Source organism: Acidobacteriota bacterium (assembly GCA_040754075.1).
Taxonomy (GTDB): Bacteria; Acidobacteriota; Blastocatellia; order UBA7656; family UBA7656; genus JBFMDH01.
The window spans coordinates 106473-127185 of the sequence record JBFMDH010000002.1; the positions used below are offsets into that span (position 1 = coordinate 106473).

Annotated in this window: 17 protein-coding genes; all 17 read left to right on the forward strand. The window is 50.7% G+C overall.

Features of this window, described 5'->3' with window-relative positions; all coding sequences use genetic code 11:
- The first annotated feature begins 70 nt into the window (after positions 1–70).
- Complete coding sequence (locus AB1757_02570) at positions 71–1018, forward strand: WxcM-like domain-containing protein (GenBank protein ID MEW6125923.1); 948 nt, start codon at positions 71–73, stop codon at positions 1016–1018.
- A 6-nt stretch (positions 1019–1024) separates the two neighbouring features.
- Positions 1025–2065: a glycosyltransferase gene (locus tag AB1757_02575; protein MEW6125924.1), complete on the forward strand. Its 1041-nt coding sequence runs from the start codon at positions 1025–1027 to the stop codon at positions 2063–2065.
- Between the two features lie 63 nt (positions 2066–2128).
- Positions 2129–2764: a methyltransferase domain-containing protein gene (locus tag AB1757_02580; protein ID MEW6125925.1), complete on the forward strand. Its 636-nt coding sequence runs from the start codon at positions 2129–2131 to the stop codon at positions 2762–2764.
- An 82-nt stretch (positions 2765–2846) separates the two neighbouring features.
- Positions 2847–4085 (forward strand): glycosyltransferase family 4 protein, encoded by a 1239-nt coding sequence (locus tag AB1757_02585; protein MEW6125926.1) that lies wholly within the window; start codon positions 2847–2849, stop codon positions 4083–4085.
- Between the two features lie 63 nt (positions 4086–4148).
- Entirely contained in the window at positions 4149–4853 is a 705-nt protein-coding gene (locus AB1757_02590) for a class I SAM-dependent methyltransferase (protein MEW6125927.1), read from the forward strand.
- Between the two features lie 57 nt (positions 4854–4910).
- The gene (gene wzy, locus AB1757_02595; GenBank protein ID MEW6125928.1) at positions 4911–6320 is read left to right on the forward strand and encodes an O-antigen polysaccharide polymerase Wzy; all 1410 of its coding nucleotides are present in this window, start codon (positions 4911–4913) and stop codon (positions 6318–6320) included.
- A 40-nt stretch (positions 6321–6360) separates the two neighbouring features.
- Positions 6361–7500: a glycosyltransferase gene (locus AB1757_02600; protein MEW6125929.1), complete on the forward strand. Its 1140-nt coding sequence runs from the start codon at positions 6361–6363 to the stop codon at positions 7498–7500.
- Complete coding sequence (locus tag AB1757_02605) at positions 7497–8777, forward strand: glycosyltransferase family 4 protein (GenBank protein MEW6125930.1); 1281 nt, start codon at positions 7497–7499, stop codon at positions 8775–8777. The genes AB1757_02600 and AB1757_02605 overlap by 4 nt, the downstream gene beginning before the upstream one ends.
- A gap of 8 nt (positions 8778–8785) precedes the next feature.
- Positions 8786–10306 (forward strand): DUF362 domain-containing protein, encoded by a 1521-nt coding sequence (locus tag AB1757_02610; GenBank protein MEW6125931.1) that lies wholly within the window; start codon positions 8786–8788, stop codon positions 10304–10306.
- 23 nt (positions 10307–10329) lie between these two features.
- Positions 10330–11748 carry a phenylacetate--CoA ligase family protein gene (locus tag AB1757_02615; protein MEW6125932.1) on the forward strand — a complete coding sequence of 473 codons (1419 nt, stop codon included), beginning with the start codon at positions 10330–10332 and terminating at the stop codon, positions 11746–11748.
- Between the two features lie 35 nt (positions 11749–11783).
- Complete coding sequence (locus tag AB1757_02620) at positions 11784–13964, forward strand: alginate lyase family protein (GenBank protein ID MEW6125933.1); 2181 nt, start codon at positions 11784–11786, stop codon at positions 13962–13964.
- Positions 13964–15175, forward strand: a complete 1212-nt coding sequence (locus AB1757_02625) for a glycosyltransferase family 4 protein (protein MEW6125934.1) — start codon at positions 13964–13966, stop codon at positions 15173–15175. The genes AB1757_02620 and AB1757_02625 overlap by 1 nt, the downstream gene beginning before the upstream one ends.
- Positions 15176–15193: 18 nt before the next feature.
- On the forward strand, positions 15194–15841 hold the full coding sequence (locus AB1757_02630; GenBank protein ID MEW6125935.1) for a sugar transferase: 648 nt from the start codon (positions 15194–15196) through the stop codon (positions 15839–15841).
- A complete protein-coding gene (locus AB1757_02635; protein ID MEW6125936.1) occupies positions 15838–16503 on the forward strand; it encodes an acetyltransferase in 666 nt (221 codons plus the stop codon). Before AB1757_02630 ends, AB1757_02635 begins: the two co-directional genes overlap by 4 nt.
- A complete protein-coding gene (locus AB1757_02640; GenBank protein ID MEW6125937.1) occupies positions 16500–17699 on the forward strand; it encodes a DegT/DnrJ/EryC1/StrS family aminotransferase in 1200 nt (399 codons plus the stop codon). Before AB1757_02635 ends, AB1757_02640 begins: the two co-directional genes overlap by 4 nt.
- Positions 17700–17728: 29 nt before the next feature.
- Positions 17729–19291 (forward strand): NAD(P)-dependent oxidoreductase, encoded by a 1563-nt coding sequence (locus AB1757_02645; GenBank protein ID MEW6125938.1) that lies wholly within the window; start codon positions 17729–17731, stop codon positions 19289–19291.
- A gap of 14 nt (positions 19292–19305) precedes the next feature.
- The gene (gene lhgO, locus AB1757_02650; GenBank protein ID MEW6125939.1) at positions 19306–20502 is read left to right on the forward strand and encodes an L-2-hydroxyglutarate oxidase; all 1197 of its coding nucleotides are present in this window, start codon (positions 19306–19308) and stop codon (positions 20500–20502) included.
- Positions 20503–20713 lie beyond the last annotated feature (211 nt).

Sequence of the window (20713 nt, forward strand, 5' to 3'; positions counted from 1 at the left end):
GACGCGCACCAAAATATTTTTGATAATGTGCTGCGGACAGACGCGATAAAGGACAATTAACATTCACTCTATGGAAAATGATTTTGTGCCGGATTACTTTGTTCATCAACGCGCGATAGTAGAGCCGGGAGCGACGATTGGCGCGCGAACGCGCATCTGGGCTTTTGCGCACATTCTGCCCGGCGCAGTGGTCGGCACAGATTGCAACATCTGCGATCACGTTTTTATTGAGAATCGCGTAAAGCTTGGCGACCGAGTGACGGTTAAATCGGGCGTGCAAATCTGGGATGAAATCGTTATCGAAGATGATGTTTTCATTGGCCCAAACGCAACGTTTACCAACGATAATTTTCCGCGCAGCAAACAGTATCCCGACGGTTATGCGAAAACCCTTATTCGTCGGGGCGCGTCAATCGGCGCCAATGCCACCATCCTTGCAGGCATTGTCGTCGGTGCCAACGCCATGATTGGCGCGGGCGCAGTCGTCACCAGAGACGTGCCACCCAATGCGATTGTCAAAGGCAATCCAGCGCGTATCACCGGTTATGTTTCATCAATCGTAAAAGGACATCTTGAGGTTTCCACCACCCGGCAATCACTAAAAGATTCGCGAATTCCCGGAGTGCGTATTTTAGAGATGCCATCGGTGATTGACTTGCGCGGCACCTTAACTTATGGCGAATATGAGCAACACCTGCCGTTTCTTCCCAAGCGTTATTTCATCATTTCTGAAGTGCCCGGAAAAGAGGTGCGCGGCGAACAAGCGCATCAAACATTGCGGCAGGTGTTGATTTGCGTGAAGGGTTCCTGTGCAGTGGTTGTGGATAATGGCGCGCATCGCGAAGAGTTTTTACTCGACAGTCCGGCTCTCGGTTTATACATTCCGCCAATGATTTGGATCACCCATTACAAATATTCTGAAGATGCCGCGTTGCTGGTTCTTGCCTCTGAGATTTATGACCCGGCTGACTATATCCGTGAATACACGGAATTCTTGAAAGCCGTGGGGCAATCCTGAAATGAAATGACGCAGCGCAATCAATTAGTCACCTTCGTGGTCTTTGCCTATAACCAGGAGCGTTTTATCGCAGAGGCGGTGCGCGGCGCGTTGAGTCAAACTTATTCACCGTTGGAAATCCTTTTTTCAGACGATTGCTCCACTGACCGAACCTTTGAAATCATTCAACAGGAAGTTTCAAACTATCGCGGGCAACATAAAATTATTATAAACCGCAATGCGCGCAATTTAGGATTTGGAACACATATCAATCGGGTGATGGAAATTGTCAATGGGCAACTGATTGTTGCCGCCGCCGGTGATGATGTTTCATTGCCTGAGCGTGTTGCTAAACTTTATACAGTTTATGAAAGCGCAAAAGGAAAAACCTTGGCATTATTTTCCAATGCCATCGTAATTGATGAAAGCGGCAATCAAGATAGCTTGTATTTGATTCCTCCCGATCCGAAGGCCTTGTCATTGGACTGGATGGCAAAGCGCGGCGGCGGGGCGCTGGGTTGCGCTCAAGCCTGGGACAGAAAAGTCTTCGAGTTGTTTGGGCAAATCGATGAAGCGGTAATTCATGAAGACCTGGTGATTCCGTTTCGTGCCGCGCTGGTTGGCAAAGTGGAATTTCTAAGTCAACCCCTGGTTTTGTACAGGCGACACACAGGCAATATTCACTTTAAAGAGGTCAATCAAGTAAAAGGCGCTGGGCAATTGCAAATGGCTTTGTTAAAACATACGAACAGTCTGATAGCGGTTTATAACACACGGCTAAGGGATATTGACACCGCGCAAAGACTTTTCCCTGAGCGTCGTCAAGCTTTATTAGGCGTTCATCAGCATACCTTGAAAGGTTCTCAAGAGGTACGCAATCATCAAGCCTTATTACTAAGCGATGACCCATTCAAACGCTTGGCGATTATCGCCAAAGCGATTATCCGGGGCACCCGATTCAGGGTTGTCGTTCGGTGGATTCTCACCTTCTTCTTTCCGCAACTTTATCTGTATTATCAGGAACGATTGAGAAACAAAACCCGTCGTCAAAGCAGGATGAGGGATTAAAGTTTTTATGAGTTGGTCAAGCATGGGTGGCGTTGGCCGTATGGAAAAAATTGCGTTCGTTATATGAGTTTTCCCGAAGGAATAAAGGCAATCAATCTGGGGTGCGGCACCAGTATTGCGCCCGGCTGGATTAACCTGGATAACTCACCCAATGCGCGGTTGGCGAAAGTTCCGGCGCTGCGCTGGTTGTTGTGGAAAGTCGGCATCCTTTCCGAGGCTCAGTATCGCATTCCTTGGTCGAAATCCATTATCATTCGTGATCTGCGAAAGCCGTTGCCGTTTGGTGACAATTCGATTGATTATGTTTATACGTCGCATTTTCTTGAGCATAACACGCGCCAAGCAGCGCGAAAATTATTATGCGAGGTTCATCGCGTTTTGAAACCCGGCGGCATCGCGCGCATCGTTGTGCCCGATTTGGCAAGCGGCGCGCGTCGCTACGTTGAAGCTTTAAACCACAACCCCAATGATGCAAATGCGGCAGCGGAATTTTTACAATGGATGCAACTGCTTCGTGTAGATGTCCGTGACCCGCATTTGTGGATGTACGATGCGCCATCATTAACTGCCCTGCTCAACCAGGTAGGGTTGGTGAATGTATTGATTTGCAAATACCAAAAAGGACGAGTGCCTGATTGTGAGGTTCTTGATAACCGCCCCGAAGAATCGCTCTACCTTGAAGCCGAAAAACCCGGTTGAAAAATTGGCACTACAGTTGAAACGCAATGATCTGCAAAATTGCTTATAGCAGATTTTTAAAGCGTTCAGCTTTAATTTCGACATGGAACCCTTTCGCAAAGCCGTTGTGGCGATGTCAAGCAATCGCGACCATTATCAACTGCCGCTTGCTCTATATGAAGGTGATGTGTTGGAAACCTTAGTCACAGATATGTATTTGCCTGCTGACCGGCAATGGTTTGATGGTTTGCTTGCGGCGCTATTGCCGCGCCGCTGGCTTGCCGCGAGATTTTGTGCCGGGCTGGATTCACGAAAAGTTCGTGTCCCTCTCAGAGCCTTTGGCACTGCGGCGCTTATGCAACTTGTGCAGACCGTCAGATTCAATCGCTATAAAGATCAGGTCTTGAGCAGGGAAGCCCGGCGATTGGCTTTGCAGACCGAGTCTGCATTATTTTGCTATAGCTATTATGCCTCTGAGGCATTTAAAGAGGGTAAAGAGCAATTACCTTACCGCATTATTTTTCAACTGCACCCGCATCCGCAATCGGTTCGGAACCTGTTAAGCGAAGAACTCGACCGCACCCCTTTTGCGCGAATGTCTTTGCAGGCGGAACCCGATATGAAGTTGACCGGACAGGCGTTTCAATCGCTTGCCGAAGAACCGCACCTGGCAAACGGTTGGGTGACGGCGAGCACGTTCACTGCCAGAACGCTTGCGGAAAACGGCATTCCGTTTGAAAAAATTCACGTCGTGCCTTACGGAGTCAACAGTGAGGTATTTGTAAAACGCGCTGCGCCACCCGATAAAAAAAGCCCGTTTACGGTGATTTATGTCGGCAGTTTAATTCAACGCAAAGGACTTTCATACTTACTTGATGCTGCGCGGTTGCTTGGCACGCAAAAGCTTCGCATTTTGCTCTGCGGCAGAGGCGTAGTGGATTGGGAATTACTCAAACGCTATGCAGATTTACCAATCGAAATTAAGCTCGACTTACCACGCGACGAACTGGTGAAGCAAATCCAGCAAAGTGATTTATTTGTTTTGCCATCATTAATTGAAGGGTTTGGTCATGTCATCCCCGAAGCGATGGCTTGCGGTGTGGCGGTCATCACCACCTCGAACACCTGTGGGCCGGATGTAATTGAAGATGGTCAACAGGGCTTTATCGTGCCGATTCGCAATGCCGAGGCGATAGCTGACAAGTTGAGTTGGGCAATCGAGAACCGCGAAGCGGCGGCGGCGATGGGTGAAGCCGCCGCAAGGCGTGCGCGAACCCTTAGCTGGGAAAATTTCAGAGCGAGAATTCGAGATACCTATAAAAAAATGATTGGCGGAATTTGAAGAATAATTGGCAGTTGGCTTGATGTTTGCGAAGCCTGAAAACTTTTTATAGACTGGCGTACGATGAGCGAAGGCGATCTGAAACAGCCGTTGCCCTCTTACGGGGCAATCGATAAATATCTTGGTGACGAGGGTGAAAAATATTTTCGCCAGCAAAACACTTCAGGAAATGCGATTGCTCATTACAATAAATTTCTTTTCAGCCCGTTTGTTAAAAACACGGATGAAGTGCTGGATTTCGGTTGTGGCGGCGGGAATTTGTTGAATGTCCTCAACCCGAAAATCAAAGTGGGAGTGGAAATCAACCCGACAGCCAGAGCTTATGCGACACGATTAGGAATAGAAATTTATTCGACTTTGGATGAATTAGAACATCGCGCCTTCGATAAAATTATTACCAGCCATGCCTTGGAGCATATTCCCAACCCTTATGAAGCGCTGGTTAAACTCAAAGGTCTTCTCAAACCGGATGGATTATTGCTTTGGCTTGCTCCTATTGACGATTGGCGAAACAAAACGCAAAAGATGTGGTCATTAAATGACAACGATATGCACCTGTACACTTGGACGCCTTTGCTTTTAGGCAATTTGCTGAAAACTGCCGGGTTTGTGCCGCAATCAGTGACGACCATTGTTCATGCCTGCCCGCCATCGCCTTTTGATGAATGGCTATGGAAGACACACCCTTCGCTTTTCCATATCGCGGCGTATATCTGGGCAAGGGTGCGAAAACAACGGCAACTGTTCGCAGTAGCGACTGGTCAATAATGCATTGAAAAATTTTCTGCTTGATTGGCTGAGTGCAGCGTTAAACGGTGAAACAACTTGAGTGATTTTGTTCCTTATACAGATTTAACCTGGGCATTGGTTGCGGATTTGTTCGTATTAGCGAGTTGCACCATTCTTCTTCTGATGTATGCCCGTCTCACGCACTCGCATCCGGCGGTGATTTATCTCGTCTTTCATATCGTCGTTGTCACATCGCGTAGCGCGGCTATTCTGGTGGGCGCGGAAACGCTTTTCAGTCGATGGAGTCCATTTTTTGACTCGGTCACGCCGGAAGAGATTCTTCGAGCGGTGTTTTTTGCGGATGCCGCATTAGTGGCGATGACGATTGCCTGGATTCAGGTATCATTCGCCGACTTGAAAACACAGGAACGCAAATTATTAAAAGAGAAGTTTACAACTCCTCCGTTGTCGGCAACTGTTAAAGAAGAAAAACAACCTGTCACTTTGTCTGCAAGATATATTTGGGGAGTTGTCGCGATTGCCTTTCCCATCGGTGTCGTCAGTTTAATTATGCTTGGCAACATTCCCGGTGTTGAAAAAACGCAGTTGGATTTGGGTGAATGGCAAGAATCGAGCTGGCTGGCTGTGACGATGACTTGGGCAGGGCTATCTTTACTGGCGTTGATATACTGGTATGGGTTCCGCTGGTGGTTGCTTGGCGCAATGAGCGTTTATCTGCTGATTATGAGCGTGCAGGGCTATCATCGATTTCGTATCGTCATTCCACTGATTTTGTTACTCCAGATATTTCTTGATCGCCGTGGGAAGAAATGGCCTCCCGCATATGTCCTGGCTCCGATTGTTGCCGGAATGTTGTTATTTTATCCGCTGAAATCTATCGGTCGAATGGTTCAGGAAGGCGCTTCCATTACTCAGATCACCGAGATTTCCTCTACGGCGATTCGTGAAGCGGCTGCTGGACAGCATGATGACCAGATGTTGCTTGACGTATTTGCGGCTTACTTAACCCTGATTGATGATGCCGACAGGCGCTATTACGGCAGCACCTACTTGGTGCTATTTGTAGCGCCGGTTCCGAGACAATGGTGGGCTGATAAACCGACACAATCGGCGCATCTCTTTGATGTTTCAACCACAACGCGACCCATGGGCGAAATGGGAATGGCGTTATCTTATATCGGCGAATTTTATATTAACTTCGGATTCATCGGGGTTATTGTTTTGGCCTATCTGCTGGCCTACATCTTGGCGCGCATCTATTTCCGCGCCTATCGCAGCCATTACTATTCGGTTTTACGATTCTCGTATTTGTTGATTGCCTGTAACCTCATTCAAGTTTACCGCGATGGCTTGATCTCTCTATTTATTTTTACCCTGGTGAATATGATGCCGCTCAGCATTATAGTTTTTTTGCATTGGATCAAGCCACTACACAAAAAATCATCTCGTCCGTTGATTCAAGTCATTACACCGGTTCGGCGCTAAACGACATATTCGCATGTTGCCCATCACTTTCTGGATGAATATGCCATCCTTTTATCAGGATGATTTGCTCAATGTGCTCTCGGCATCCGACGAGGTTGATTTACAAGTTATCTTTGCCCATCCTTTAACATCCGATAGAGCACAGCTTGGCTGGAAACCACAGGCAAGAAATTATCCGCATCGCACACTCAGCAGTCGTTATGCGCTAGGTGATGCCATGCGGCTTGCGCGCGCTGGACGCGAGCGGTTGCATATCGTCAATGGCATCTGGGCGGAACCGGCTTTCGCCGCGGCGCTTGGCGTACTGGCAAAATCGCAGAGCCAATTTCTGATTTATTCGGAAGCGCCAGACCCGACGCATCCCGCAAGCGGACTCAAAAAATTATTGCGCAATGGTTTCGGCAAATGGGTCGCGCATCGCTCAAGCGGGCTTCTCGCGGTGTCGCATTTTGCCGCTCAGTTTTACGCCGAACTCGGCTTTGATGAAACCCGCATCTATCCGTTTGGCTATTTTCGCGCGCTTGATGATGCGATTAGTGAAAGCCTCAAAATTAACGACTGCTTATCCGCTGATTCCGCAATCGAAATTATTTTTGTCGGGCAACTCGCGCGACGCAAAGGCATAGATATTTTGCTTGATGCCATTGCGCCGCTTTGCCGTGAATACCCGAAATTGAAATTGACGCTTATCGGAGTTGGCGAATCGGAAACCGCTTTGCGACAGCAGGCTGAAAACTCAGGTATCACTGGGCGGGTCGGTTTTATTGGCGCGATGCCTTCGGATGAAATTCCGCAACGCCTCGCAAAAGCCCGGGCGCTCGTTCTGCCATCGCGCTGGGATGGCTGGGGACTGGTGGTCAACGAAGCGTTGACCGCAGGCGTTCCGGTAATCGTTTCCGACCGCTGCGGCGCGGCAGATTTGATTCAACAAGGGGTCAACGGATTTATTTTTCGCAGTGAAAATGTTGATAGTCTGCGCCGCGCCTGTCGCCGGTTTTTAAATTCGAGCGAAGCGCAAACCTCAATGCGCCGCGCCGCCCGCGCCACCGGTGAAGCGATTTCCGCAGCAGTTGCTGCCGCCTACCTGATTGATTGTTTGCAGCAGGTGATGCGAAATTCGCAAGTGAAGCCGATGCCGCCGTGGGCGCAAATCTCTTTTGCCGAGAACCGCAAATTTTGAAAATCTGTTTTCTGGTTGATGCGCGCAGTCCGATTGCCCGCAATTGGATTGGTTACTTTGTCGAACGCGACCACGAGGTGCACATCATCTCTTCTTACCCGTGTTCGACGGATGATTTTTTACCGGCGACGTTGCACCAGACGCCGGTCGCTTTTGCCAACTTTTCACGCGCTTCAAAAAATAAAAAATTATCCGCAACCATCGTAAACGATGAATCTCTGTCAGCGAATCCGCCGATCAGCGAATCCAGGAAACCGGGGCTTGCGAACTGGCAGGCAAACCTCACGGCAAAACTTTCGCTTGCCGTGCAACATTGTCTTTTGCCTTTTGATGTTGAACGCCACGTCAGCAAAATCGCGCGCTTATTTGAACAGCTTTCGCCTGACCTCATTCACGCTATGCGGATTCCGTTTGAAGGGATACTCGCAGCCAAAGCCGCGCCCGCACAGGTGCCGCTGCTGATTTCCGTCTGGGGCAATGATTTCACCCTCTGGGCTTCGCGCAACCCTTTGATTGCCGGGCAAACCGTAGACGCGCTCAAACGCGCCGACGCTTTGCACACCGATTGTCAGCGCGATTTGCAGATGGCAATTCGCGACTGGCAATTCGCTTCTCATAAGCCCGCAATCATTCTGCCGGGCGCAGGCGGCATTCGCAGCGATTTATTTTATGCAGGCGAGGTTGATGAAAGTCTGCAAGCGCAATTGAACATTTGCGCAGATGCGCCGGTGGTGATGAATCCGCGAGGCATACGCGGTTATGTTCGCAACGATGTATTTTTTGAAGCGATACCTCTGGCGCTCGAGCAATTTCCGCAAACGATTTTTCTCGGCGTCGCCATGCAGGGCAATGCGTTTGCGGAAAATTATGTTCGGAAACTCAGGCTTGAAAATAATGTCCGCTTACTGCCCACGGTGACCTCTAAACGCCTGGCGGAACTCTTTCGCCTCTCGCAAATTGTCCTGTCACCGAGCCTGCACGACGGCACGCCGAATACCCTGCTCGAAGCAATGGCTTGCGGGTGCTTTCCGGTGGCAGGCGATATTGCATCGGTTCGCGAATGGATTGTGAGCGGCGCAAACGGCTTGCTTTGCGATGCGAATGATAAACGGTCTGTGGCTGATGCACTGATTCGCGCTTTGCGAGACGCCGAGTTGCGCGACAGCGCGCGCGCGAAAAATTTACAACTCATTGGCGAGCGCGCCGACTACAACCAGGTGATGCAACAAGCCGAAGATTTTTACAAAAGCCTCATTCGCCAGCACAAAGCCAAATGAAAATAGCAATGGATGAAAAAACGGTAATTGCCTATTCATCAACCGCAACTGCGTATCCGCAAATTGCGCCCTTTCATCCGCACCAGCACTATCCTGAAAATCTATTTTCGGAACTCGGCGGCGAGTCAAACCTGGTCTACGAAAGCGTGCGCGCCTGTTTTCAACAAGCGGGACTTCATGCCGAATATTTTGATGCGCCGGATTGGAACCCGCTCGGCGAATTGCTGCACCCGGGCGAAACCGTTCTGTTAAAACCCAACCTGGTAAAAGAATCTCATCCACGCGACCCGCAAGGCTGGCAGTATGTGCTCACCCACGGCAGTGTCATTCGCGCCGTCGCCGATTACGTTTATAAAGCCATCGGTAGCAAAGGCAAAATCATTATTGCCGACGCGCCGCAAACCGATTCTGCTTTTGCGGCGATTGTGCGCAGACTTGGGCTTGATACCATCAAAGAGTTCTACCAATCAAAAGGTCTCAATTTTGAATTGATCGATTTGCGCCGCGAAGAATGGACGAATCGCGATGGGGTGATTGTCCATCGTCGCGCACTCGCGGAAAACCCGTATGGCAATGTCGCATTTGATTTAGCTCAGGCGAGCGAATTCGTTGACCACAGCGGCGCGGGAAATTATTACGGCGCGGATTATGATGACCGCGAAGTCAATTTTCATCACACCAACGGACGCCACGAATATTTGATTGCCGGTTGCGCCATCAAATGCGATGTGATTTTCAGCTTGCCGAAATTGAAGACCCATAAAAAAGCCGGTATCACCGTGAGTTTGAAAAATCTGGTTGGCATCAACGGCGATAAAAACTGGTTGCCGCATCACACCGAAGGCCACCCCGCCGAAGGCGGCGACGAACACCCAAACCCCGATGCAAAACATAAAACTGAACGCCGACTGGCGGCAATGTTGCGCCGCATGTCACTTGCAATGCCCGGGGTCGGAACACTCACGCATCGCTATGCGCGGCGCATCGGCAAACATATTTTCGGCGATACTGAAACCGTGATTCGCAGCGGCAACTGGCACGGCAACGATACCATCTGGCGAATGTGTCTGGATTTGAACAAACTGATTTTATATGGCAATGCAGATGGCTCTTTACGCGAAGGCTTAGCTGAAAATCGCAAACGCCATTATGTGCTGGTCGATGGCATCATTGCCGGTGAAGGCAGCGGTCCGGTAAATCCCGACCCCATCAATGCCGGGTTGATTATTTTCGGACTGCACCCTGCAAGCGTCGATGCGGCGTGCGCTTATTTGATGGGCTTTGACCCCGAACGCATTCCCATTGTGCGACAGGCATTTCGCTGTCGCCATTTTCCGCTTGCCGAGTGGGATTGGCGCGATGTGCAAATCCTCAGCAATCACCAAGCCTGGAATCATCGCTTGCCGGAAATTGCGGACGCGGCGACCTTGCATTTCAAACCGCATTTCGGCTGGCGCGAACATATAGAACGCCCACCGATGATTCAAGTTGAAGCGCCGCAAGCTGAGACAAAAAATTCGTCGCGTTGATTACGGCTTCGTTTTAACAATCCATGACAGCTCACTGGCAAGAAAAGCTCTATTCAACGTTACCCATATCTTTGCAGAATCTGGCTTGCACGATTGAAGGCAAGCGCCAACGCAAGCTGCGATTTGGTGGCGAGTTTGAAAAGTTACTTGAGTGGCTGGAACAATCCCAATGGTGGTCTGCCAAACAGATTCGAGTTTATCAGGAAGCCGAATTGCAAAAACTGATTCACCATGCCTATCACACGACTCCCTTTTATCGTCGTCGATTCGATGAACATAAACTGAAACCGGCAGATATTAAAACCCTTGCTGATTTACAAAAACTTCCGTTGCTTACCAAAGAGGATGTGCGAAATCACTTTCGCGAAATGGTATCGAGCGAATTCAATAGTAAAGAGATGAAGTTATGCCAGACCAGTGGCACGACCGGAAAGAGTTTGAAGTTTTACCAGGAGCCGCGCGCGATTCAATTTCGCTGGGCGGTGTGGTGGCGGCATCGCCAGCGTTTCGGCGTGAAATTCGATTCGCCGTATGCCACATTCACAGGGCTTGCCGCAGTGCCGCTGGCGCAAAATCAACCGCCGTTCTGGCGCGAAAACCGCGCCCTCCATCAGACGATTTTCACCATGCACCATCTCACTCCCGGAAAAATTGAAACGATTGTCGAACGATTGAACGAAGGCGGCTTCACTTATTATGCCGGCTATCCTTCCATTCTGTTCGTACTGGCGGAATTCATTGAACGATTTGACTACGCGATCAGCGCGCCGCCGAAAAAGATTTTTACCGGGGCAGAAAATTTGTATGAACATCACCGCCAATTGATTGCAAAAATCTTCAAAGCTGAGGTGACCGATGAGTATGGATTTTCGGAAGGCTGCGGCAATGCTTCGCGTTGTGAGCGAGACCGGTTTCATGAAGATTTTGAATTTGGCATCTTGGAATGTGGAGAACCTGAATTTTTAGACGAGAACACCAGACAGGGACGAATCATCGCCACAGGGTTTAGCAGTTATGGCATGCCATTTATTCGCTATGATGTCGGTGATGTGGGAACCTGGAAAATGGACAATTGCGCGTGTGGCAGATATTCCAACGCGCTGACGCAAATCAATGGACGAATCGAAGATTTTGTGATCACGCCCGAAGGTTCGCGGATTTTGCGCTTCGACTATATTTTTAAAGACACCCAACAGGTTTGTGACGCTCAGGTCGTGCAAAAAGAGTCAGGCGGTGTGGTGTTGCGAATTGTCCGGCGTCCGGCGTATTCGCAACGTGACGAAGCGCATTTAAGAGATGCGATGCGCGAAAAAATCAGCCCGACCTTGTTGGTGGAATTTGAGTATGTCGAAGAAATCGAACGTGAAAGCAATGGCAAAATTCGTGCGGTTAAATCGTTTCTTAAACCTGAAATCGTCAATGCGAAATCCATACTTTCATAACCTTGAATGTTTGGATTAAGGCGTTAAAACCGGTGATGAAAAAAATCCAACAGTTCAATCACCTCTGGCGACACTTCGGTACGGATTGGCTGGCTTTTCGCCTGGCTTATGCAACGCGACTGAAAATCGGGGCGCTGCGCAGGAAATTACCGGCGACCCATTGGCATGAACAACCGCTCAGTAAGTTTTTAAGTGATGTAAAGCTTGCTGACCCCGAAGGCTATTTCGAGTATCGGCGTTTGCGCGCGCCCGGATTTTTTTTCGACTGCGAAAATCGTCAGGCTTTTCAATCACACTTTGCCGGTTGGGATAGCGCAGCAGTGATTACCCCGCTTGAACTGAGTGCGCGACTTGAGCGTGGTGAGTTGCGATATTTTGAACACACCTTCGCGGCAGCGGGTTTTCCCCCCGATTGGCACCGCAATCCATTTACCGGGCAACGCGCGCCGGTCGATTTACATTGGAGCGCGATTGGTGATTTTGATTACGGCGACATCAAAATCATCTGGGAGCCTTCGCGGTTTGCATTCGCTTACCCATTGACGCGGAGTTACTGGCGAACCGGTGATGACGTCCACGCCGAACGGTTCTGGCAAGCCTTTGAAGACTGGCGCGCTCACAACCCGCCGCAACTTGGGGTCAACTGGAAATGTGGACAAGAGACCGCCTTTCGCGTGATGGCATGGTGCTTTGCGCTCTACGGTTTGTTTGACGCGCCCGCAACGACTGCGAGTCGAGTAGCCCAACTCGCGCAGGCGATTGCCGTGTCGGGCGAACGCATCGCCGCGAATCTCGATTACGCGCTCAGTCAAAAAAATAATCACGGCATCAGCGAAGCCGTTGGCATCTTTACCATTGGCACCCTGTTTCCCGAATTTCGTGAAGCCGCAAGCTGGCAAGCCAAGGGACGCGAGGTGCTCGAATCGCAGGCTCGCGAATTGATTTATGAAGACGGCGCGTTTTCGCAACACTCGCTAAATTATGAGCGTCTGATGCTGCACGATTATTTGTGGGCGGTGCGACTTGGCGAAATTATAGGTGCGCCATTTAGCGATGAGTTGCAAACCAAACTTTGCGCGGCGACAAATTTTCTCTATCAACTTCAGGACGAAACGACCGGGCGATTGCCGAATTATGGACATAACGATGGCGCGCTCGTTTTGCCTTTGAACAACTCAGACTATCAGGATTTTCGCCCGCTGATTCAGGCGATGAATTATTTAACGGAAAAGACGCGCTGTTATGAAAGCGGCGCGTGGGATGAAGATTTGCTCTGGCTGTTTGGCGAGGATGCGCTCAAGTCGCCGGTTCGACAAAAGACCCGCGAAGATTTGCAAGCCGCGCACAGCGGTTATTACACCTTGCGTGCTCAGGAAAGTTTCGTCTTTACAGGTTGCGGCGAATTCGCGCATCGCCCGGCGCAAGCCGATTTATTGCATATGGATTTATGGTGGCGCGGGCAAAACATCGCTATGGATGCAGGCACATTCAGCTACCATGCGCCCTTGCCGTGGGATAACGCGCTTGCCCATACGGCATTTCATAACACCGTGACGGTTGACGGATTTGATCAGATGAACCGCGCCGGAAAATTTTTGTGGTTGCCGTGGGCGCGCGGCAAATGTTTGCACAGGTGTCGTTCACAGGCTGAACATCTAGCCTGTTTTGAAGGCACACATAACGGGTTTGAACGACTGGCTTCACCCGTTGGTTATCGCAGAGCCATTGCGCAACTCGGCGAGTGTTGGCTGGTAGTTGATGAACTCACTGCCGCAACTGACCATCAATATCGCCTGCATTGGTTGCTTGCCGATGCGCCTTATGAATGGAATGAACAAGCGAAAGTGATGAAACTGGCTACAGCGGCGGGTGATTATTATTTGTACCTGCTGACGCTTGAGGGCAACGCCGAGGTTTCGATGGTCAGAGCCGATGAACGCAGCGCGCGCGGTTGGTGCGCGCCTTATTACAACGACCGCCAGGCGGCGCTTTCGGTTGCGCTCACCACCTGCGCAAAAACCGTGCGTTGGCTTTCATTTTTTAGTCCTGAGCCATGTTCACTGGAAAACGATGAATCAACTTTACGGGTGCAAAGCGATAACTTTCAGGCGACAGTGAACTGGCAAACCGCTGAACGAGAAAATAATTTTCGCAAACCGCTGATTGCAACACTGACGATTCACGGTGCGCTCAAAGACCGATTGGAGATCGGTTGATGCAGGTACTCTTGATTCATCAATCGTTCGCTTTGCCCAGAGATGCCGGTGGGACGCGCCATTTTGAACTGTTCGGTAAAGCGATACAACATGGGCATCGTTTTACCGTGATCACCAGTGACATCAGTTATCTCACGGCGAGCCGCCAACTCGCATACCCCAAAGATGAAACCGTTGCCGGTATTCGCGTGTTGCGGGTTTTTACTTATCGCGCGCGGCGAAATTTTATCGGGCGACTTTTCGGGTTTATCAGTTTTGCGTTATCGGCTTTTGCGCGGGGGCTTGCGGTCGGCGATGTCGATGTGGTGATGGGAACTTCGCCGCCGATATTCCAGGCGGCTTCGGCGTGGTTGATTGCTGCGCTGCGTCGCCGTCCGTTTTTACTGGAGATTCGCGACCTGTGGCCCGAGTTCATTATCAACATGGGCAAGCTCAAAAATCCGCTGGCGATTCGACTTTCCAGATGGCTGGAAAAGTTTTTGTATCAACGCGCCACCCATTTGCTGGTCAATTCTCCGGCATACGTTGATTATCTAATCAACAAAGGCGTTGCGTCTGAAAAAATCACTTTGATTCCGAACGGTGTTGACCCGGCGATGTTCGACCCGAAAACCGATGGTCGAGAGATTCGTTCTCAGTTTGGTCTTGATGGAAAATTTGTCATCGTTTATGCAGGAGCCATCAGCCTGGCAAATGATGTGGGTTTATTGCTCGATGCCGCAGCGCGACTCGACGATGATGGGCGTATCAGGTTTTTAATTGTCGGCGATGGCAATGAACGCGAACGTCTGGAACAGTCTGTAAGCCAACGACAGTTGAAAAATGTGATTTTTACGGGCGCGAAACCGAAACAGGAAATGGCTGATTTCCTGGCGAGCGCCGATGCTTGCGTTGCGGTGTTGCAAAACATCGAAATGTTTCGCCTGACCTATCCGAACAAAGTATTTGATTATCTTGCCGCCGGTCGTCCGGTTTTACTGGCGATTGATGGCGTCATTCGTGAAGTCGTCGAAACCGCGCAGGCAGGAATTTTTATAAAGCCCGGCAATGCCGAGGCGCTTGCCGACGCCGCGCGTTTCCTGTGCGAACATGAAAGCGAGCGCCAGGCGATGGGCGAACGCGGTCGCGCCTATGTTGAAAAATATTTCAATCGCGATGACCAGGGTCGCGCCTTCATTGATTTGATTGAAAAAGTCAGCAGAAAAAATTGAGCAGAAAACCGGTTGTTTATGCCGAAAGCCTTAAAATCAACCCGCACCTTTTATCAACGAAGCGGCAAACGGTTGTTTGATTTGCTGCTAATGGTAATCGCTTTGCCGGTTGTATTGCCGCTTGCGTGCATCACCGCGCTGATGGTTCGTTGGCGACTCGGTGCGCCGGTGTTATTTAAACAACAACGACTGGGATTTAATGGGCATAGTTTTCAGATTTGCAAATTCCGCACGATGACTGATACGCGAGATGAGGCGGGAAATTTATTGCCCGATAGCGAACGCCTCACCCCGTTTGGAAAATTTTTGCGCGCCGCGAGCCTCGATGAATTGCCCGAATTGCTTAACGTTTTAAGCGGCGAGATGAGTCTGGTGGGACCGCGCCCGCTGCACGCCCATTATCGCGAGCGATACAGCGCAAAACAGTTTCGCCGCCATGAGGTGTTGCCGGGTGTCACCGGCTGGGCGCAAATCAACGGGCGCAATGCGCTCGACTGGGAACAGAAATTTGCGCTCGATGTGTGGTATGTTGACCGGCAAACTTTCGCGCTGGATGTTAAAATCCTCGCGCTGACCGCGTGGAAAATTCTGAAGCGCGAAGGCATTAATCAGGCGGGGCAGGCGACCGCACAGGAATTCACAGGAAGTTTGCACAAAAAGGCTTGAGCAAATTGCAACGCATCGTCATCATCGGCGCAGGTGGACACGGGCGCGAAGTCGCAGATATTTTGCGCCATCAATCACAAATTCAAGGGCAGATTGACATCGTCGGATTCATTGACGATAACCCGGCGCTTCGCGGGCAACTGCTCGACGGTGTGCCTGTGCTTGGCGACTGGACGTGGTTTGAGGGCGTCGGTCGCCGGGACTTCGCGGTCATCACTGCCGTGGGCAATCCGCTAATTAATCAACAACTGGTTGAACGCGCGCACCAACTTGAATTAAAGTTCGTGAGTGCGATTTCACCTCTTGCGCACCTCTCTTCGTTTGCGCGACTCGGCGAAGGAGTAACCATCTTTCCTCACGCCGTGGTCAATACCAACGCCTTCATTGCGAGCCATGTGATTTTGAACATCGGCGTAAGCGTCAGTCATGACACCCAGGTCGGACGTTATACGAATATCAATCCCGGCGCGCATCTGGCGGGCAATGTGACGGTCGGTGAAGGTTGTTACATCGGCATGGGCGCAAACATCATTCAGGGGCGAACCATCGGCGATTGGTCTATCGTCGGCGCGGGCGCAACCGTAATTGCGGATTTGCCTGAGCGCGTCACCGCCGTCGGCGTCCCTGCGCGAATCATTAAAACCAGAGAAATCGAATCATGAATCATCCGGCTATACTCGGAAATACACCAATCTTTACTGACAAAATTCACATCGTGCGCCCGGACTTACCGGCGTTTAGCGATTTAGCCGCTGACGCGCAGGATATTTTAGCGAACGGCATGGTCACCAAAGGCAAATATCTGCGCGCTTTTGAAGAGGCGGTTGCAGAGCATCTCGGCGCGCGTCACGCGATTGCGGTTTCCAGTTGCACGACGGGCTTGATGCTCACATACCGCTGTTTGAATTTAACCGGCGAGGCGGTGGTTCCGAGCTTTACGTTTATGGCAACCGTGAGCGCGCTTATCTGGGCAGGGCTTCGTCCGGTTTACGCCGATGTTGATTTCGATACCACGAATCTCAATGTCGCTGCCGCTGAAGCCGCTATCACCCCTGAAACCACGGCGATTGTTGCTGTGCATAATTTCGGCAACCCCGCAGACATTGATGAGTTGCAAGCCTTAGCCGATAGCCGCGACCTCAAACTGATCTTCGATGCGGCGCATGGCTTCGGCGCGCTTTATCGAGGCAAGCCTGTAGGCGCTGAGGGCAACGCGCAGGTCTACAGCCTCAGTCCGACGAAACTCGTGATTGCCGGTGAAGGCGGCATCGTCGCCACCAATGATGATGAACTTGCCGAAAAAATTCGCTGGGGGCGCGAATATGGCAACAGCGGAAATTATGACAGCGCCTTTGCGGGCATCAATGCGCGAATGCCGGAATTCAACGCCTTGATGGGACTGCATAGTTTGCGACGACTTGAAACCGGAGCGCGGCGACGCAATGAACTCGTTGAACTTTACCGGGAACAGCTTGGCGCGTTGCCCGGCGTCGGTTTTCAAACGGTGCGTCCCGGCAATCGTCATTCATATAAAGATTTTTCCATCACCATCGACCCGCAGGCTTTCGGCATGAATCGCGATGAACTGGCAGCGGCGCTTGCTGCTGAAAATATTGATTCGCGTAAATATTATGAACCGCCGGTTCATCGGCAAACCGCATACGCGCAATTTGCGACAAATCAGACGGTGTTGGATAATACCGAAACCCTCTCCGGGCAAAGTCTGAGTTTACCCATCTGGTCGAATATGGATGCGACAACGGCGCTGAAAATTTCTCATGCCGTTCAACGTATTCAGGATTTCGCCGGAGAAGTAAAACAGGCGATTCATCAATCAACCAACCGGCAGGCAAGGTAACCGAGCCAAGGGTAACAAGGAGTAATCAATTGTCCGATAGACATTCAAAATTACTGGCACCGGAAATTTTATTGCGGGTAATCGCGGACATCTTGATGCTCAATTTGTGTGTGGTCACGGCGCTGGTCATCCGATTTTTTTATACACTGCTATTTGAGCCGCTTGCCGATGTCACTTACGAAGCGTATTTCTGGTATTTGCTTGGCAGATATGGACACATCGCCTGGTTGCTGACCACGATTTGCATTCTGATTTTTGCGTTGAGCGGTTTTTATACTTATGGTCGCGCCTATCAGGGACGTTATAAAGCGCTGGTGGTGACCCAGGCAGTCAGTCTGGTCTATTTGATTTTCGGTTTCCTTTCTTATTTTTTAGGCGGCGCGCTCTACATTGCGCGCGGCGCGTTGGTGATTGCCTGGGCAATCAGCGTTCCGGTTTTTGTCTTTTCGCGAATCTGGTCATGGCTTTGGGTCAATGTCGTGAAAGCGCGCCCCGCCGTTGAGCAGCCGAACAAAGAGGTGCGGCGCGTTCTGGTGATTGGCGGCGCAGGTTATATAGGCTCTGGGTTATTGCCGAAACTATTAGATAAGGGCTATCAGGTTCGATTGCTCGATTTGCTGATTTACGGCACCGAAACCATCGACGATTTACTGAAATATCCGAACCTCGAAGTTCTGCAAGCCGACTTTCGCCAGGTAGACAAAGTCGTCGAAGCCATGCGCGGCGTTGATGCAGTGATTCATCTTGGCGCGATTGTCGGCGACCCGGCTTGCGCGCTTGACGAAGAACTCACCATCGAAGTCAATTTGATGGCGACGCGCATGATTGCCGAAGTGGCGAAAGGCAGCGGCGTCTCTCGATTCATTTTCGCGAGTACCTGTTCGGTGTATGGCGCAAATGAAATTCTGTTGGACGAACGCTCGGCTCTGCATCCGGTGTCGATTTATGCGCGCAGCAAAATTGCCTCCGAACGGGTGTTGATGAGTATGGCGAGCACCGAATTTGCGCCGACGATGTTGCGTTTCGGCACGATTTACGGATTATCGGGTCGCACCCGCTTCGATTTAGTTGTCAACCTGCTTACCGCAAAAGCCTTGAAAGAAGGCGAAATCACTATTTTCGGCGGCAATCAATGGCGACCGTTCGTGCATGTCGATGACGCGGCGCTTGCGGTGTTAAATGTCCTGGAAGCGCCGGTCGGATTGGTCGGTAAAGAGATTTTCAATGTCGGCAGTGACGAGCAGAACTACACCATTCGCCAGGTCGGCGAAATGATTAAACAAATGGTGCCCTCGGCGCGACTCGTCAGCAAAGGTGAAGACGCAGACAAACGCGATTACAAAGTCAGTTTCGCCAAAATCAATCGCATCCTCGCTTTCAAACCGCAATGGACTTTGGCGCAAGGCATCGAACAGGTGATTGACGCCATGCAAAGCGGTAAGGTGATTGATTATCAGGATGCGCGTTACAGCAACGTGAAATTCCTGAGCGATGAAGCCAATTCACACCTCGTGCGCGGTTATCATCGCTGGGCGCACGATTTGATTAACCAGGAGACGCCTGAAGTTTTAGTCGCCGGCAAAGATTTATAGAAAGTTATTTCAGAATGAAAACTCCCGATGTCATCATCATCGGCGGTGGCATCGTTGGACTCGCAACCGCTTATCAACTCCTGCAACAATACCCTGACAAATCCCTTCTCCTGCTCGAAAAAGAAAATAGTTTAGCGGCGCATCAAACCGGCAATAATTCCGGCGTGTTGCATTCGGGAATTTATTACAAACCCGGTTCGCTGCGCGCCCGGTTGTGCCGCACAGGGAAACGGGCGCTCGAAAATTTCTGCGCAGCCGAAGGCGTGGCATTCGACATTTGCGGGAAGGTGATTGTGGCGATTGACGAAGACGAAGCCGCGCGTTTGCAGGGGCTTTACAAACGCGGCATTGAAAATCAAATCAACTGCGCCTTGATTGACCGCGCGCAACTGGCAGAAATCGAACCACACGCGGCAGGGATAAAAGCCATTCACATTCCCGAAACCGGCATCGTTGATTACCGGCAGGCGTGCGAGCGTTTAGGATTTCGCATTCGAGAACGCGGCGGCGAAATCAAATTCGGCGCGAAGGTCACTGCTATTTGTGAAACCAAAGATGAAGTTACAGTGAGCACTACCGCAGGCGATTTCACTTCGCGATATGTGATTAACTGCGCGGGATTGTTTTCGGATAGAGTGACGAAACTTGCGGGCGCAAAAACGCAAGTCAAAATCGTGCCGTTTCGCGGCGAGTATTATCTATTCAAACCCGAAGCCGAATATCTTTGTCGCGGATTGATTTACCCGGTGCCCGACCCGCGCTTTCCGTTTCTCGGCGTGCATTTCACGCGATTGGTTAATGATGGGGTTGAATGCGGGCCAAACGCCGTGTTGGCGTTTGCCCGCGAAGGCTATCGCAAAACCGATGTCAATCTGCGCGACCTGTTTGAAACCTTGACCTATTCGGGATTTTTGAAACTGGCGCGAAAGCATTGGCGTGTTGGCGCGGGCGAGATGTGGCGGTCGATGAGCAAAGCGGCGTTCGCGCGCGCTCTGCAACGGTTGTTGCCTGAAATTAAAGCGGAACTCCTTGACACCGCGCCTGCAGGGGTTCGCGCTATGGCGATTGAACCAACGGGCGCGATGATGGATGATTTTGCTTTTCAGGAATCACGGCGCATTTTAAATGTCATCAACGCGCCGTCACCAGCGGCAACCGCATCCTTGAGCATTGGTGAACTGGTTGTCGAAAAACTCGCCACGCATTTTTAAGATTGCCATAAATTTTATAACGGCTTTGTTTTTTCTTGCGGTTGTACAAGTGGTCTTTGACCGCGCAATTCGTGAATTAGGTGAATAACATTCGACAGGCAAATGTAACTGCACTGCGTTCCTCTGCGAAAACCTGTGCGACCTCTGCGGTTAATTTGCATAAAAAAGCAACCGCTGAGGGCACAGCGGAAAGCGCAGAGGAGATTCAAAG